The following is a 14,706-nucleotide window of genomic DNA, read 5'->3' as shown; positions in this document are numbered from 1 at the left end:
TTCTACGAGCGGGGTTGGCAGGATTGTTCAGGGCCGTAGCGGAACCAGTCGGGGAGGGCGGCTGTGAAGGCGTCGCGAACGGCGGGAGTGTTGGTCACCGTCCAATCCACGCGTCCTTTGACCTCGGATTCTGTTTTGTCCCATTCGAACCAGTTGATCATTTTCAGCTGGGGAAATTGTTGATGCGTCGCGGGGTTGAAGAGCTGGTTCCACCAGGCCTCCTTGATGGCCAGTTCAGCCTCACCGCCACCTGTCGGGGCGAACAAGGAGGCCGTTTCCGGAATGGCCACGGGTTTGGAATGCTGCGTGCCGTAGATGCCGTAGAAGTCCGGTAGCAGGCTGTCATCACCGTTGGCGCCGATGTAATTGCCGGTGAGCTGTTCGGCGAACTTGTTAGCCTCAGGCAGTTCGTTTTCGCCCCAGGGGTAGGTGTTGCCCCAGTGATAGAGGGACATGCCTACCCAGTCCACAGCTTCGTCGCCGGGGTAGTACGGGGCGTAGGCATCGTCACTCATCGTGAGCACCCCGTCTCCGTTGGTGTCCAGGGCCGCGAATCCGGGAGTGCCTGGTTTGGCTTCAAATTGTCCGCCGGCGAAGGGGTAACCGCCGCCGTAGTTCGGTGCCCACATCATGGCTGATCCTGGTGCGTGCTTGTGTACGGCGGCGGCCAGGGTCTGGAAAGCGGCGATGTACTCATTGGGTTGTTGGGACCAGGCGTACCAGGAGCCGTTCATTTCGTGGGCGAACCGGACGATGACCGGAACGCCGTCGTTATTGAATGAGGCGAGGTCTTTGGCCAAAGCGGTGGCGGTTTCCTCCGTTACAGTGGCCAGGCCCTCGTGGGGTTCCAACGTCAGGAGCATCATGTGCCCGTCGGCCCGGATCTGCTCAACGGCCCGTCGCAGATCGTCTTCATCCTTGGACGTCAACGGGAAGCCGGTGAACGAGACACTGACGGCCGGCTTGTGGCCCAGGTCCTTAGCGAAGGCGGCCAGTGGTTTCGCGTGCCAGTCCAAGTTCACGCCAAACAAGGCACCCTGCTCCGGGGCAAGCCCGGCCCGGGGGACGACTTCACAAGCCACTGGCTCCGGGCCCGTCTGCCGGTTTTGCTCCGCCAAGCCGTTCGCGAAGTTCAGCCCGGCGATCCCCAAAACGGCCAAGCCGATCACTGCAGGAAGCGTAAACGCCCGCCACAATTCAACCCGTTTCCCCTCACGGGTCTCACGTCCTTCTTCGGACTGTTCGCCCAGCACCGACACCAAATCCTTCCTGACCTGCAATTTCATTCATCCTAGACATCGTTTGACGAGGATCGGCCCTGCGGCTGATCCTCGCTGCGGGCAGCGCCACCTCCCTTGTAAAATCTGACGAAGCTTGCCGCAGTAGCTTTACAGTTTGGGGCGTGCGTCTGCCCTTCGCCGAGGCAGGGGGCTCCTTTCTTGTGTGCGGAAGGCATCCCGGTCTCAACCGCCGACCATGAGCCCTTGTGCCTGGCCGTTCTATGGGAAGCGGGTGGCTAATCTCTCGCTAATCTCTCGAAGTGCTCGATGTTGTCGATCCCCACCGCCCAACAGAACCAGATAGCGGCAACGGCGAGCAGCAGCACGATCGTCCCGCCTACCAACCGGATCGGGTTCCGCGGTCGGGCCAAAAGGGAGAGGCCGGCCGCTGCCGCCGACAACCCCGGAATCAGCATCGATAGGGCCATCACCCACTGCCTCTCCGGGATCCTGTTGCGGTAGTACGAGCCAGGGTGATCATTGGGGTCGTGGATGAATCCGGACGTGAAAGCGACGAAGGTTGACGCCAGCGTCAGGCACAACAATACGAAAGCCCAACCCAGCCATACATTCCCGCCCCAACGCTTCAACATGCCTGCCATCAAACCACGCCGGCTGGGCCAAGTAAGCCTCTGGATGCTGACGCGGGATACACCAAACGGCAAGTGCCGCCGTCGTACTTCTTGTGAAAGTACGACGGCGGCACTTGCCGTATGGGGGTCGGTGACCCGCTAGGCGGTCTGGCCGGCGTGCTCGCCTTCCGAGATCTCTTCAACAACCTTGCTGTTGAAGGCGGGAAGATCGTCAGGGTTGCGGCTGGTGACCAGGCCTTGGTCCACCACCACTTCCTCGTCGGTCCAGTTGGCACCCGCGTTCTTCAGGTCGGTCTGGAGCGTGTGATACGAGGTGACGTTCCGCCCCTTGATAACTCCGGCTTCAATGAGGATCCACGGACCGTGGCAAATCGAGGCCACCGGCTTGTGCTGCTCAAAGAAGGCGCGCGTGAAGTTTTGTGCGTCCTTGTCGACGCGGAGGTGATCGGCGTTCACGACGCCTCCGGGGAGAACCAGGGCGTCGAAATCGGATGCGTTGGCATCCGCCACTGCAAGGTCGACGTCGAAGGTGTCACCCTTTTCCACGCCGTTGAAACCCTGGAGCTTTCCCGTGGAGGGAGCTACGAGAGTCGGCTCGCCGCCGGCATCCTTGACTGCCTGCCATGGGCTGGTGAGCTCGACCTGCTCCACGCCGTCCGTCAGCAGGAATGCGACCTTCTTGCCTGCGATGTTGTGTTCTGACATTGTTCCTCCTCCATTGCGCGGCGGGGTGCTTTTTGAGCGTGGGCCGCCACTGTGAGAGTTGTTTGTCTGATCTGTTCAAGCCTAGGGAAGGACCCTTTAGTAAGCAAGCTGAGTAATGCACCAGGGGCGGCTTCGGTTGCTTAAGCATCGAATATCGATAGAATCAGGTTGTTGTTCGATAAAGGAGTTTCCATGGGAAAGCTAACGATCCTCGCACTGCGGATAGTGATTGCGATGGTGCTGGCGGGTTCACTGTTCGTGCAGTTGTGGATGGTTCCCCTGCTCTCAACTGATCTGGTTGAAGCCGGGGCCCCCGACGGTCCTCGCGTGGCGCTGCTGGTGATCGCGGTCCTGGGGATCCTCTGTGTGCAGGTGGTTGCTGTCTGTGTGTGGCGGCTGCTGACGATGGTGCGGCGAGGGACTGTCTTTTCCCATGGAGCGTTCCGTTTTGTGGACGTGATTTTTGGTGCCATCGCTGCCGCAGCAGTACTGACGTTCGGCATTGCAGTGATTCTGGCGCCCGGCGATATTGCACCCGGAGTCGTCATGCTGATCTGCGGGGCAGCGCTGATGATCGGGGGAGTGGCCTTGGTTGTCTTGGTCATGCGGACCCTTCTCGCCCAAGCGGTAGCCCGGGACGTCGAAGCCGCCGGCCTGCGGGCTGAGCTGGATGAGGTCATCTGATGGCAATCATCGTGGATATCGACGTCATGCTTGCCAAGCGCAAAATGCCCGTAGGTGTGCTCGCCGAACGCGTGGGAATTACGCCGGCCAACCTGGCTGTGCTCAAGAACGGTCGTGCGAAAGCCGTGCGGTTTACAACGCTGGAAGCGCTGTGCGAGGTACTGGAGTGCCAGCCGGGGGATTTGCTGCGGTGGGAGTCTGATGATCAGAGGGCCATTCCATAGAGTCGTCGCCAGCTGGAAGCAAAGCTAGCTGCGTTCCCTAAAGTAGACAAAAAGCCGCGACTCACGACTATGCGTCGCGATGAAAAGACTTCCAGTGATAGCACCGAGACCGCTAAGCATGCCTATCGTCAGGAATTGGGTGTACAGGGCATCGGCGATCAAAGGTGCCCAAAAATGTGCTCCCAATACAACGCCCGCCGTGGCAACAGCGCCAGCGGCACCGGCCCATATTGTCGCCTCGACCAAAGTGATACGAGCAAGGTCACCACTCGTCACGCCGGCGTGGAGCGATGACGCGTATTCGAGCCGTCGTCGGGCTCCTCCCAGCAGCCCGATGGCGAACCCCAAGCAGGCTGAAATTGCGGCAGCGTATCTCGTGACGCGATTCTGGTACTCGTCGGCTCCCGTAAAAACGAGGCCCAAGGTTGGATTCAACGTCGAAACCGATGCAGATGCTTCCCCTTGGGCGGTGCCCTGAGATGTGCGAATGACGGAGTCGAAGCCAGCAGTTGAGGGCCAGACATCGGCCCAGCATTCATCAGAGGGCCCACTCCCCAACGACGGTAACAGCACAGCGTTAGCAAGGCGGCTGTCTCGACCGTCGTCCTCTGGATACGGGAACACAGCCGCCACGGGTAATGGGCCCTGATCCGATTCCAAGATGTCCCCATGTCGAATCTTCCATCGATTCGCTAGAGGTTCGGAAATGAACACACCCGACTCCAAGGCAGTACCTAGGCCGAGAACCTCTTGGAAACCCAAAGTTGTCTCAAAGGCCGGAGTGGATACCCCAGGCAGGCTTAGGATGTGGATCGGTGCAACGGCCTTCATGGCTCCAGCTGACAGTATTCCGCTTGTGCCGGAGAGAGCATCACATTGTTTAGGGTCAATGCCGGCCTCAACTTTGAGGACGCGAATTGATGCGCCAGCCGTGCGATAATCGTGTGCGCGGTTGTCAAGTGCGGATACTGTCCACAGTTCGGCACAAGATACCAGCGAGATGGCCATTATAAGTGCGACGGATAGCCAGCCGCCCTTGGATGTGCCGCTTTGTAGGTTGCGCCAAGCCTCAAGGAGAACAACTGTAGTGCGCATCACGGCGAAGTGCTTCCAATGTCAGGCCTCATGAGATCTACAACTTCCGAACACGCATCCAGCGTGTCCTCGTCATGGCTGGCCACGATAACTACTGCGCCACTTCGAGCGAGGCCACCCAGCACTGAGTTGACCGTGGCAGCCGTTGCTCGATCGAGTTGCGCCGTTGGCTCGTCTACCAGAATCAGGTCAGGACTTCCGGCTACGGCCCGTGCAAGCATCAAACGCTGCGCCTCTCCACCTGAAAGTAGCGAGAAGCGCTTGCCAGCGCTGCTCTGCAGCCCGAATTCAAAAAGGCGTTGAAGAGCCAGCTTCTCGCTGCGGTCGCGGGACAGCCCTATGGCCAGGTAAGGCAGAGTGACGTGATCAAGAGCTGCGCGCTGCGCGACCCCCAGAGGATTTTGAAATACCCACCGAATTGTGGAGATGTTTGACCTTTGGATGTGGCCTTCTTTTGGTACTTCCCACCCAGCGATGATGGACAGCAGCGTTGATTTTCCTGAACCGGAAGGCCCCCTAAGGCCCCACACGGATCCAGCTCTGAATTCTGCATCCACGTTCTGGAAAAGGAAGCTATCTAATCCAAAGCCGTGCCCCACTCCCTGAAGACTGACTCTTGCAGTGCCCCCGTTACAGCTTGTGGACTTGCTTACTGACATTCTCGCGCTCCGATAGCCGAGCCTAAAAGAACCTCTTTTGGTGCAGAATTCCCGAAAGTGACTAGCACGGACCCGGCGCTTGAGCCGGCAATACTGATAGGAAAAGTGGTTCCGTCCGGTGACTCCACGCAAGCTGTGTCACCATGGACAGCAAACACGCCGGAGACGGGGACTCTAGCTACCTCCAGGGGAGAGACCAGTGCAGTCTTAAGGCTTAGTGGCTTTGGCATGGTGCTCGATTGCGAGGCCGCAAAATCAGGGCTCCGAGACACTTCGGCCAGCAGTGCCTCGTCTGTCACAAAACCGTCAGCGGATACCGGCGCCGATAGAGTCCCGAAGGAAACGAGTCTCGCCCCTGCGGCCGGAGGTTGGCCGGAAGGAAAGACGACACGCAAGCTGCTGACAGTTCCAATGGTGGTAAGGAACGGAGTGCCAGGGGAATATTGAGATCCGAGTGACGCATTACAGGATTTCACGCGGACCTTTAGGCCGGGTAGCCAGAGAGTCTCTTCAAGATGGAGGACACCGTCACGGTTCTTCAGCGCCTGAGCGGCCTGGATCTTGAGGATGGCGGCACCTAGATCTGCTCCATAAGCGCCCGTCTCTGCTACATCGGAACCCATTGCCTTGAGCTGCGCGCGGAGTGCGTCGACATCCGGTCCCGCGGTCCCTGGGCCTATATCCCTATAGAACGGAACCGCCGAATGGAGACCGAGGGCCGGCCGACTGCTCAGCGAGGCCACTACACGACCTGATTCGATCTCACCGCCAGCTGTGCACACCGTCGAAGTGACAGTGCCCGAGATGCCCAGCTGGGCCTCCAAGGATTGACCTGCCTCAACTTCGGCAGCCACAGTGCGTTCATCTCGAAATTCGGTCATGGTGATGACAGCAGACGTTGCTTCACTCGGGGGACGGAGCGCGGCGGGTGTAGCCAGGGCCGTTGTCCCAAAAACAGCGACCACCGCGGTGGCCGCACCCGAGACCGCAACAAGCGCATACGACAACCAAGGTGAATTCCTCACTCAGGGTGTCGCCTTCACAATGGTCATATTAGCGCCGACGAAACAAGCTTGGGCTTCATCACCGTAAGGGTCGAATGGCACCCGGTCCTTCAGTGCATTTCCTCCGCTTACTTCGGAGCCGATGGCCTTCCTAAGATCGTCGAATGAGAAACTTGCATCAACAAGGCCCTTGGTTTCAAGGCACTTGTGTGCGATTTCATACGGATTCGTCAATAATTCGGGATTACCTTGTTGAATGCCATAGAGCTCACTGATCACATTTGTTGTGCCCTGGGCGCATCTGGTCACGATTGACATGGCAGACTGAATCGACTCCCCGTCTGACAAGGGTGTGTTCTCGACTCGATACAGGCCGTTGCTAAGCCGAGTCAACGTAATGGGCTTGCCGGAGTCTGCCATGCAATTCCCGAAACGGCTGTAGGCCTCATCATAGTCTGCTTGGTCAATCCTTCCGGAATTCTTGGCTCGCCTCAGGACGTCAGTATCGAATTCTTCCAGATTGGGATCATTGAGTGCGGTGATGACTAAGTCGCTAAAGTTGTTGGCAATGTGTCGTCGCTCGGAACTCCCTTGGTCGCCGCCTGAGCAGGAGGCGACCAAGGGGAGCATGCAAGCGACGAAGAGTACAGACGCGAGGGATCTGGCGTTGATTGACTTCACCACTAGGATTCTTTCGCCTAGGAGATACGGATCTGGTACGCCTCGTGGGTCCAGCTATAGCCGCTAACGTGCCCAACAGAATAGGTCCATGATGGCGCCCCGTAATACCAGTAGTTGCCAAGATGGGCGACTGATTGAAGTCGTTGAGCGTAGTTGAAAATTTCCACCTCAGCGTGCGCATCCCACCAATTCGACCAATTGTTTGTTATGCCATCCACTGCTGCAGATGAGGGCAGGGCTGACGAAAGCGCGATTCCACTTGCTATGGCGACAACGCTGGCGCCGGAAACAATTTTCTTTGCTAGGTTCGCAGACACATTAATTCCCCAATGTTTATCCCAAAGCTTGCGCCCGGGAGTCAGTCATGCCTATCACATAGTTTGCCCATCCGCCATTTTCCGAAACCGGGAGTGCTTTCTAATTCGCACTATTGTCAGCTCATCCTTTGGGTTTCTCGAAATGAATGTGATTCATATCACGTCCTAATGGCTGCCCGATTAAAGTCTCAGCGGAAATAATCAGTTTGCTTTCGATGCGGTGGGAGTCTGATGATCGCTCGAATACCGCAGACCCATCTGCCGACGAGCCTCATCCAGCAGTTCCATCATCCCAACCGACTCCCCAGGGGTCATGAACGGGCTCTCGGTCAGTCTGGCCTGCAGGCACCGGGTCACCTCACGCAGCTCGTAGCTGAAACCATGCCCGAGCACCTCAAACTTCTCTGTCCGCAATGTGCCGTTGCGTGGCTGGATGATGAGCTCGGCCGGGTTGAACAGGGGAGCGGAGGAACGCAACCAACCCTCGGAACCTCCCACCGTCACTACGCTGGGGCACTCCGCGCCGATTGAGGTGATGAGCTGGGCATACGCCCCGCTCGGGTAGCTCAGGGCCAGGGAATTCTGCAGGTCCACGCCCTCGGGAGTCAGGACACCACTGGCAACCATGCTGCCTGGCTCGCCGAAGACTCCATCCGCCCATGTCAGCGGATACACGGCGAGGTCCAGCAACGCCCCACCCCCGGCTGCCGGGTCCCAGATCCGCGCAGCGGGATCGTAGGCAGGCACGAAACCGAGGTCAGCCTGGAGCCAGCGCGGCTCCCCGATCTCCCCTGACCGCAGGATCTGGACGGCGCGGCAGAAGCTGGGCAGGAACCGGGTCCACACGGCTTCCATCAGGAAAAGCCCCTTATCCCGGGCCAGTTCAGCCAACTCCCGCGCCTGCGAGGCATCCATGGCGATCGGCTTCTCGCACAGGACGTGCTTCCCCGCAGTGAGGGCGGCCAGCGCGACGGCGTGATGCTGCGCGTGCGGCGTGGCGACGTAGACGACGTCGACGGCGGGGTCAGCCAGCAACCGCTCGTAGCCCGGCGTCGTTCCCGTATCCGAGTAGGCCGTGGCGAATCCGAACTTCGCCGCAAAGGCCTGGGCCGAGGCCTCCGAGCGCGAACTGACAGCCTGGAGGACGGCGTCTTCAAGGAGCGCAAGGTCTTCCACCACGCGTTGGGCAATGGAGCCGGTGGCCACTACTCCCCAACGGATCGGGCGGCCGGTTGCGACCGAAGGCGCGACGGTGCTGACAGGAGCAGGAAGCATGGACGGGCCTTTCAAGGCATGGGGCTAAACGGAATCGCGGACCACGATCGAGGTGGGCATCCTGGTGACGCGTTCTGCCGGTTTACCTTCGATCAGGTTCACCAGGGTCTCGGCCATCTTCTTGCCGAGTTCAACAATCGGGTGATGGACAGTAGTAAGTGCGGGGGTCACCGAGGTGGCAAAGGAATCGTCATCAAAACCGACGACGGCGATGTCCTCCGGGATGCGAAGACCCCGCCCTTGGATAGCGGTGTAGGCACCGGCGGCCATCTGGTCATTCGCTGCGAAAACGGCGTCAACGGGAACACCGCGGTCCAGCAAACGGTGCATGGCTTTTGCGCCGGAGGCCAGGGTGAAGTCACCCTCCTCCATCAAGCCATCCCCAAGACCCTCCTCCCGCACGGCGGTTCTCCATCCGGCCAGGCGATCCAAGCCAGGGGGCATATCCTGCGGGCCGGCAATGGTTGCCACGTTCCTCCGGCCGCTCTGGGTCAATAACTTGGTGACTTCGTAGGCAGCTTGTTCGTTGGCCACGTCCACGTAGTAGCTTTCTTTGCCGCCCACCAAGGGGCGTCCTGCGAACACCATGGGAAGGGATCCTGACAGGTGCGTCCAGGAGTTGTCACCACTGTGGTGCGAGACCACCAGGACCCCGTCCACGTTGCCGCCAAGCAGGAAGCTGCGGGTTTTTTCCGGCTTCGACTCCGAGGAAATCACCATGTTCAGCGTGTACTCGGTATCGGTGAGATACAGGGCGATGCCTTGGACCACGGAGGCGAAGAACGGATCCGCGAAGACTTTGGACGTTGACTCCGGAACGATCAGCGTGACCGCATTTGCCCGCCGTTTGGCCAAGGAGCGGGCTGCACGGTTTGGCGTGTAGTCGAGTGCGAGGATGGCTTTCCTCACGGACTGCGCCATTTCCGGGTCAACGCTGGGGCTGTCATTGACCACGCGGGACACGGTGGCCCGCGACACCCCGGCCAAGGCAGCCACCATCTCAAGGGTGGGTACCGGCCGGGGGCCGCTGGTGTCCTGCGTCATGGTCATCTCCGGAACGTAAAGAAAAGTATGCCTCTGAAGGCTACTTTAGGCGTTCGCGGTGACAGCGGCTGATGCTTTGGCCGCTGCGATGACCCGGGAGTAGGCCAGTCCGCTGTCCTTGACCGTGCGCTCGAAAGTGTCGTAATCCACGCGGACCACCCCGAATCGTTTGCCGTAGCCCCAGGACCACTCGAAGTTGTCAAGGAGGGACCACACAAAGTAGCCGCGCACGTCGGCGCCTTGGTCGAGTGCTTCCCCCACCGCCGTGACGTGGTCCAGGACGAACTGGGTCCGCTCGGCGTCGTGGACCGCGCCGTCGGGACTGACGACGTCGTCGTACGCTGCGCCGTTTTCGGTGATGTACAGCGGCGGCAGCGCAGGGTATTCCTCGCCCAGGCGCACCAGGAGCTTCCGCAGTCCGTCCGGGTTGACCTCCCAGTTCATGGCCGTACGCGGCAGGCCGCGACTCGGGAAGGAAATGTCTTCCGAACCGATCCAGCACGACGACGTCGGGCGGGTTGCGCCGCCCGAGTGGCCGTCGCCGTGTTCAGCAGTGGGGTGACCGCTGATGAGGTCATCGTGGTAGTGGTTGACGCCCAGGAAATCGATGGGAGCACCGATGATGTCCAGGTCGCCGGGCTTGATGACATCCCGGATGCCGAACTGCTCAAGGTCATTGAGGGTGTCCTCCGGGTAAGCGCCGCGGAGGATCGGATCGAGGAAGATCCGGTTCTGCAGCGAATCAAACCGGCGTGCGGCGTCGAAGTCCACGGGGTCGGAAGGATCCCGCGGGATGGAGTTGCTGAGGTTGAGCGTGATCCCCAACTGCTGGGCGCCCCGGCCCCGCAGCTCATTGACCACCAGGCCGTGGGCGAGGTGCTGGTGATGGATGGCCGCGACGGCTGCCTCTGGTTCCTGGCGACCGGGTGCGTGCACGCCCGCCGCATAGCCAAGCAGGGATGAGCAGAACGGTTCGTTGAACGTGGTCCAGTGCTGTACTCGGTCACCGAGGGCCGAATAGACATCGTTCGCGTAATCGACGAAGCGGTAGGCGGTGTCGCGGTTTGCCCAGCCGCCCTTCTCCTCCAGCGCCTGCGGCAGGTCCCAGTGGTAAAGGGTCAGCCAAGGGAGGATGCCGGCGTCGAGCAGTTCATCCACCAAGCGTGAGTAGAAGTCCAAGCCTTCGGCGTTCGCAGTCCGGCCGCCGGGCCGGACGCGGGACCAGCTGGTGGAGAACCGGTAGGAATCCAGGCCCAACTCCTTCATGATCCTGACGTCCTGGGGCATGCGGTGGTAGTGCTGCACCGCGTCCTTCAGCGTCTCGCCGTTGGCAATGGCGCCAGGAACGCGGGCGAAAGCGTCCCAGACGGAATCTTCCTTGCCGCCTTCATGGCTGGCACCTTCCACCTGGGCTGCGGCGGTGGCCGAGCCCCAGAGGAAGCCCTCGGGCCACACCCTGTTGAAGGGAGGGGTCGCGGGGTGGTTTGTTGCTTCGAATGGCATTAGCCCTTCACTGCTCCTTGCATGATTCCGGATATGAGTTGACGTCCCGCCAGGACGAAGAGGGCCAGTAGCGGAAGTGTTGCCATGACGGCGCCGGCCAGGACGATTGAATAGTCCACGTAACGGGCCGACTGCAGTTGGCTGAGCGCCGTCTGCAAAGTGGGGTTGCCGGCGTCGAGCACCAGCAGGGGCCAGAGGAAATCGGTCCACGCCGTCATGAAGGTGAACAGGCCCAGGATTGCCATGGCCGGACGCGCCGCGGGCAACGCCACATGCCAGAACGTGGAGATCATGGATGCGCCGTCCATGCGTGCCGATTCGATCAGCTCGTCCGGGATCACGTCCACGAGGTACTGCCGCATGAAGAAGACGCCAAACGCTGTCACCAGAGTAGGGATCACGACGGCGCCAATCTCTCCCGTCCAGCCCAGCGTGCGCATCAGCATGAACAAGGGGATGATGCCCAGCTGCGTCGGGATGGCCATGGTGGCGATCACGGCCACCATCAGCCAGTTCCGGCCGCGGAAGCGCAGTTTGGCGAACGCATATCCGGCCAGGGTGGAGAAACCCACCACAGAAATGGTGATGATGCCGGAGATCAGGACGCTGTTACCCAGTGCCAGCCAGAACGGGACGGTATCGAAGACTTCGCCCACGTTGGTCCAGAAGTTGCCGCCAGGGAGCAGCGGCGGCCAGGTTTCCCCGAGGGCTTCGTTGGAGCGGCTGCCGATGATTACGGACCACCACAGCGGGTAGGCCGAGGCCAGGAAGAACGCAATCAGGAGCCCGTAGGTGAGGAAGCCGGGGCGCCGGCCGTTGCCGAAGAGGGCTTTCCTCGTGGTCAGTGATCGGGAGGTTCGCTGCGGTGCCGGTGCTGCCGGCCGGTTTTGCGTGAGGGTCATTTCCCGCTCCTCGGGGTCGAGTCTGGTGCCGCTGCCGGTGCGGTTACCGCCTGGGCGGTGAGGCCGGCGTCGTCCGCTTTTGCCTCCGCTGCCGAAGAACGCTGACGACGACGGCGGCTGGCTGCTCCGCGGTCGTCGCCGTTGGTGGCAATACGGCGTGAGATCAGCCAGTTCACAATGCCGAAGAGCAGGATGATCAGGAACAGGAGCCAGGCGATGGTGGAGGCCTTGCCGAAGTTCTGGCGCTGGAACGCCATCTCCCACAGGTACAGCACGGTGGTCTGGAACTGGCGTGCCGTTCCGCCGGCCGCAACGGGGTCGAAGAGCCTGGGTTCGGTGAAGATCTGCAGTCCGCCGATGGTCGCCGTGACAATAACGAACACCATGGTGGGGCGGATGCTCGGCAAGGTGATGCTGAAGAAGCGGCGCATGGAGCCGGCGCCGTCGATTGCTGCGGACTCATAGATATCGCGCGGTACTGACTGCATGGCGGCCAGGAGGATCAGCGCGTTGTAGCCGGTCCAGCGCCAGTTCACCATGGTGGCGATGGCGATGTGGCTGGGAAGGGTGTCGTTCTTCCACATGACGGGATCGATGCCGAAGCTGGACAGGATGTTATTGATCAGCCCGTACTGCTCGCCGAACATGTTGGTGAAGATCATGGCAACAGCCACGGGAGTCACTACGTAGGGGAGCAGGATGCTCATGCGCCAGAAGGTCTTTGCTCGGAGGTTCTGGTCCAGGACGGCAGCGATGATGGTTGCCATGATCAGCTGCGGGATGGTGGAAATCAGGAAGATGCTGACCGTGTTGAACAGGGAGTTCCAGAAGAAACGGTCCTGCAGTACTTCCGCGAAGTTTTGGAATCCAACGAATTCTCCCTGGCCCTTGAGCAGGTGCCAGTCGAAGAGGGAGACGAAGAACGTGTAGCCCAAGGGAAAGAGACCCACCAGGGCGAACAGGATGAAGAACGGGGCGATGTAAAGGTACGGGGACGCCTTCATATCGAAGACGTTCAGGCGTTGGCGAAAGGTCGGTTTCGGTTTGGTGGCGGCCGTTCTGCCGGCGGCCGGGCGATTCAAGGTGGTGGTCATGGTCGGGTCTCAGACTCTGTGAGGGGGCCTCCGGTTTCCCGGAGGCCCCACGGCCGGGTGCTGCTAGTTGTTGACCACGAGGTCGTTGAGGAGCTTGACGGCTTCATTCCAGGCTTCATCGGCGGTGCCCTTGCCCGAGTCGAGCATCTTGAGGGCGGGGCCGAAGACATTTTCCTGGATCACAGAGTCATCCGGACCCTTGAACTGGGCGATGACACCCTCGGCGCGGGATTCAAAGATGGCGCCATAGGGAGCATTGTTGAACAGTTCGTTCGGCTTTGCTGCTTCAACGATCTTTGCCTGTGCTTCCAGCGTGCTGGGGAAGTTGTTCGCTGCAGCAGACTGCTTGATCTGCTGCTCGGGTGCGGTCAGCCATGCTGCCAGCTTGGCTGCTTCAGCGGGGTGCTTGGAGGTCTTGGGAACCGAGAGGAAGGCTCCGCCCCAGTTCGAGGCGCCGCCGGGGAAGACGTCGGCTACGTCCCAACCGCTGGCTGCTCCGCCGCCTGCCGACTCGAGCTGGCCCTTGATAGTGCCGAGCATCCAGGCCGGGCAAACGTGGGTTGCGAAGGAACCGTCAACAAATGCCTTGCCGTTACCCCAGTCGAACTGGGTCTGGTTGGAGGACAGGCCATCGGCAGTGCCGGCAGCGAGCATGTCGAACTTTGCCCGCATTTCCTTGTTGCCCTCAACGTTCAGCTTGCCGTCCTTGGTGTAGTAACCCTCATCCATCTGGTTGACCATGGAGTTCCACACGAAGCCGGACTGGTCATACCAGGCCTTGCCGGTTGCCTCTTTGTACTGGCGGCCCAGCTTGAAGTATGTTTCCCAGCTTGCGTCCTTACCGCCGAAAAGCTCAGCGACTTTCTCGCGGTCGCTCGGCAGGCCGGCTGCTTCGAAGAGCTTGCCGTTGAAGCACAATGCCTGCGGCCCGATGTCCGTGCCGTAACCGATCACGCGGCCGTTGGGATCGGTGCCCTGCTTGAACTTCCAGTCCACCCAGTTGCCCTTGATGTCCTCGGCGCCGTGCTCCTTGAGGTCCACGAACTGGTCCGAGACCTCCATGATGGAGCCGAGCCAGCCTTCCTCGATGGCCGTCACGTCGCTGAGGCCCGAGCCTGCCGCCAGTTTGGTGAACGCATCGGTGCGGGCGTTGGAACCACGGTCAATGTTGGTGGCCTCGATGGTGACGCCGGGGTTCTGCTTCTCATATTCGGCATACAGGTCGTCGTATCCGAAAGTGCCGAAGGTGGTGACGGTCAGCGTGACGGGATTGTCTGCGCTCGCCGCCTTATCGCCTCCGCCGCTGCAGCCTGCGGCCACGAGGGCCAGTGAGGCTACGCCCGCCAGGGCAGTGAATTTCCTTAGTCGCGAAAACTCCACGATCACTCCTTTGTGTGTTCGAGCGACCGTACGCCTAGGGCGAGAGAGCGCTCTCTGGGATGTGGGTTCACAGTATGTGCTGTGGGTCACTCACGTCAAGAGAGCGCTCTCTGAGACTTTCTCTGTGTCCTTGTGAGTCGGCCCGCCGAGGGGTTAGATCTCCTGCCGCCGAGGGGTTAGATCTCAAGTTGGTGAGGGGTTAGCTCTCGCGGGTATGGAGGGCTCTTTCTGCCGAGAACCCGCCCCTCGGTGAGTACGTTCCTCTC

Annotated in this window: 13 protein-coding genes; 2 read left to right on the top strand and 11 right to left on the bottom strand. The window is 60.5% G+C overall.

The genetic code is table 11. The features are described 5' to 3' along the window. Positions 1-2 precede the first annotated feature (2 nt). The 3 genes from HP499_RS11765 to HP499_RS11755 form a co-directional block, all read right to left on the bottom strand. Entirely contained in the window at positions 3-1,286 is a 1,284-nt protein-coding gene (locus tag HP499_RS11765; RefSeq protein WP_172324244.1) for a glycosyl hydrolase, read from the bottom strand. A gap of 230 nt (positions 1,287-1,516) precedes the next feature. Then, on the bottom strand, positions 1,517-1,882 hold the full coding sequence (locus tag HP499_RS11760) for a MauE/DoxX family redox-associated membrane protein (RefSeq protein ID WP_172324243.1): 366 nt from the start codon (positions 1,880-1,882) through the stop codon (positions 1,517-1,519). Positions 1,883-2,011: 129 nt separating this feature from the next. Then, positions 2,012-2,578 (bottom strand): type 1 glutamine amidotransferase domain-containing protein, encoded by a 567-nt coding sequence (locus tag HP499_RS11755; RefSeq protein ID WP_172324242.1) that lies wholly within the window; start codon positions 2,576-2,578, stop codon positions 2,012-2,014. Between the two features lie 192 nt (positions 2,579-2,770). Here HP499_RS11755 and HP499_RS11750 point away from each other — a divergent pair, with 192 nt between their 5' ends. Beyond that, positions 2,771-3,262: a DUF2975 domain-containing protein gene (locus HP499_RS11750; protein ID WP_172324241.1), complete on the top strand. Its 492-nt coding sequence runs from the start codon at positions 2,771-2,773 to the stop codon at positions 3,260-3,262. Next, the gene (locus HP499_RS11745; RefSeq protein ID WP_172324240.1) at positions 3,262-3,486 is read left to right on the top strand and encodes a helix-turn-helix transcriptional regulator; all 225 of its coding nucleotides are present in this window, start codon (positions 3,262-3,264) and stop codon (positions 3,484-3,486) included. The genes HP499_RS11750 and HP499_RS11745 overlap by 1 nt, the downstream gene beginning before the upstream one ends. 1,094 nt (positions 3,487-4,580) lie before the next feature. Here HP499_RS11745 and HP499_RS11735 read toward each other — a convergent pair. The 8 genes from HP499_RS11735 to HP499_RS11700 form a co-directional block, all read right to left on the bottom strand. After that, entirely contained in the window at positions 4,581-5,180 is a 600-nt protein-coding gene (locus HP499_RS11735) for an ATP-binding cassette domain-containing protein (RefSeq protein ID WP_309138378.1), read from the bottom strand. Positions 5,181-6,265: 1,085 nt separating this feature from the next. Then, entirely contained in the window at positions 6,266-6,925 is a 660-nt protein-coding gene (locus tag HP499_RS11730; protein ID WP_172324237.1) for a hypothetical protein, read from the bottom strand. Positions 6,926-7,443: 518 nt separating this feature from the next. Then, on the bottom strand, positions 7,444-8,517 hold the full coding sequence (locus HP499_RS11725; RefSeq protein ID WP_172324236.1) for a Gfo/Idh/MocA family protein: 1,074 nt from the start codon (positions 8,515-8,517) through the stop codon (positions 7,444-7,446). Positions 8,518-8,541: 24 nt separating this feature from the next. Further along, a complete protein-coding gene (locus tag HP499_RS11720; RefSeq protein WP_172324245.1) occupies positions 8,542-9,561 on the bottom strand; it encodes a LacI family DNA-binding transcriptional regulator in 1,020 nt (339 codons plus the stop codon). A gap of 45 nt (positions 9,562-9,606) precedes the next feature. After that, positions 9,607-11,064, bottom strand: coding sequence for a GH1 family beta-glucosidase (locus HP499_RS11715; RefSeq protein ID WP_172324235.1), 1,458 nt, complete (start codon positions 11,062-11,064; stop codon positions 9,607-9,609). Beyond that, positions 11,064-11,966, bottom strand: coding sequence for a carbohydrate ABC transporter permease (locus HP499_RS11710; protein ID WP_172324234.1), 903 nt, complete (start codon positions 11,964-11,966; stop codon positions 11,064-11,066). Before HP499_RS11710 ends, HP499_RS11715 begins: the two co-directional genes overlap by 1 nt. Further along, a complete protein-coding gene (locus tag HP499_RS11705) occupies positions 11,963-13,060 on the bottom strand; it encodes a carbohydrate ABC transporter permease (RefSeq protein WP_172324233.1) in 1,098 nt (365 codons plus the stop codon). Before HP499_RS11705 ends, HP499_RS11710 begins: the two co-directional genes overlap by 4 nt. Positions 13,061-13,123: 63 nt before the next feature. Beyond that, positions 13,124-14,440 (bottom strand): ABC transporter substrate-binding protein, encoded by a 1,317-nt coding sequence (locus HP499_RS11700; RefSeq protein ID WP_172324232.1) that lies wholly within the window; start codon positions 14,438-14,440, stop codon positions 13,124-13,126. Between the last annotated feature and the right edge of the window lie 266 nt (positions 14,441-14,706).

It is taken from the genome of Paenarthrobacter sp. CM16 (genome assembly GCF_013179505.1).
Taxonomy (GTDB): Bacteria; Actinomycetota; Actinomycetes; order Actinomycetales; family Micrococcaceae; genus Arthrobacter.
The sequence above is the reverse complement of the archived record's forward strand: the minus strand, read 5'-3'. Positions and strand labels throughout refer to the sequence as shown.